Source organism: Mesorhizobium sp. M7A.F.Ca.CA.002.15.2.1 (genome assembly GCF_003998715.1).
GTDB lineage: Bacteria > Pseudomonadota > Alphaproteobacteria > Rhizobiales > Rhizobiaceae > Mesorhizobium > Mesorhizobium ciceri.
Window position 1 is genome coordinate 1 of record NZ_RZPI01000924.1, and the last position, 1,659, is coordinate 1,659.

A 1,659-nucleotide genomic window follows, 5' to 3' on the forward strand; every position below is an offset into this window, starting at 1 on the left:
GTCTTGATGCGCGCGCCCTCGCCGCGGATGCGTTCGGCTGCCGACGTCCAGCTCGCCTTGTTGTCGTTGCCGCAGACCCACATCATGCCGATTTCGGTGACAAAGGATCCTTCGCCCGCGATTTCGGGCAGCGACACCAGGATCTCTCGGCCACGGATGGATAGCTGCGACAGTTCCGGCATCAGGTAGAAGGCGTGCAGCAGCGCCGACGATTTGCCCGACGGGCCGCCGGCGGGATGGGTCTGCTCGACCAGCGTGACCTTCACACCGGCTTTGGCCAGATCATAGGCCGCGCTCGATCCGACAATACCGGCACCGACGACGATGACGTCGCTTCCATTTCGCATGGCTGTTCCCCACAGTCTCTTGGCTGCTTTTCGACAAGGTAGGGCCAGCGATCGCGCAATGTCAACATCTCTTCATTGTTGACCGATATTTAAATCTCTGTAATAAACTCGACAAAACAAGAGAACACGGATTCCGGGGAGGCCCATGGCGATACGCGATGTTCTGATGCGCGGGGATCTTGCGCTGACGCCGTCGGAGGAGAAGATCGTTCGACTGCTGTTGACGGACTATCCGACCTCCGGCCTCGGCACCGCCTCATCGCTCGCCCGGCGCGCTGGCGTCAGCGATCCAACCGTGGTGCGGCTGGTGATGAAGCTCGGCTATGAAGGGTTTCCGGATTTCCAGGCGAGGCTTCTGGCCGAAGTCGAGGCAAGACTGCACTCGCCGCTGCTGATGATGGAGGCCAAGCGGCAGAGCGGTTCCAACGACAGCGCCGTGCTGGCCTATCTCGATAGCGTCACCACGGCCTTGCAGAAAGCCACCGCCGCGACACCCGTCCAGACTTACGAGCGGGCGGCCCGCTTGCTGATGGAGGCCAAGGGCGAGATCGTGATGGTTGGCGGCCGGTTCAGCCGCCACATCGCCGGCATGCTGGCCGGCTATCTCGTGCAGTTCCGCTCCGGGGTTCGCGATCTCGGCGTGCTCTCTCCGCAGATCTTCGACACGCTGGCCGACCTCGGCCGGCGCGACGTGCTCGTCGTCTTCGACTACCGCCGCTACCAACTCGATGTGATGGCCTATGCAAAACAAGCGGCGGCGCTCGATGTGCGCATCGTCCTGTTCACCGACCAATGGCTGTCGCCGATATCAGATCTCGCCGAAGTCACCATCGTCAGCCCGCTCGAAGTCGCCTCACCTTACGACACGCTGGCGCCGGCGATCGCACAGATGGAAGCGTTGGTCGCCCATATCGTTTCGACGCTGGGCGACGAGGCCCGCGCCCGCATCGAGCGACTCGAAAAGGTGCGGCATGCCAATGCCGTGACGCTCGACAGCGAACCGCAAGAGAACGGCGCGCGCAAGACACCCGGCCCCCGCAAGACACCGGGACCCAAATCAGCAAAGCAGGACGACAAAGCATGACCCAGGCCCTACCCAAACGAGACGAAGCCTTCCGTGCCGGCGAAACGGCACTGCTACTCGTCGACATGCAGCGCATCTGGCTGGAGCCGGGCGCCGATCCGTCGCATCCGGAACGTGGCCCCGATCATTATTTTTACCGGCAGACATCCTCGCAGACGATCCCCAACCAGGAGCGCCTGCTGGCGGCGGCGCGGGCCAATGGCGTCGAGGTGCTGCACACCATCATTC

General features: G+C 62.9%; 2 protein-coding genes and 1 pseudogene. 2 read left to right on the forward strand and 1 reads right to left on the reverse strand.

The features are described 5' to 3' along the window. Positions 1-347 (reverse strand): FAD-dependent oxidoreductase (locus tag ENZ74_RS31165; protein ID WP_164761362.1); only part of this gene is annotated, 347 nt, incomplete at its 3' end. 145 nt (positions 348-492) lie between these two features. On the opposite strand from ENZ74_RS31165, the gene ENZ74_RS31170 reads away from it, so the two are divergent. Beyond that, a complete protein-coding gene (locus tag ENZ74_RS31170; RefSeq protein WP_063170109.1) occupies positions 493-1,431 on the forward strand; it encodes a MurR/RpiR family transcriptional regulator in 939 nt (312 codons plus the stop codon). Continuing rightward, a pseudogene (locus ENZ74_RS31175) lies at positions 1,428-1,659 on the forward strand (isochorismatase family protein); the annotation flags it as partial. The gene ENZ74_RS31170 and the pseudogene ENZ74_RS31175, both read left to right, overlap by 4 nt.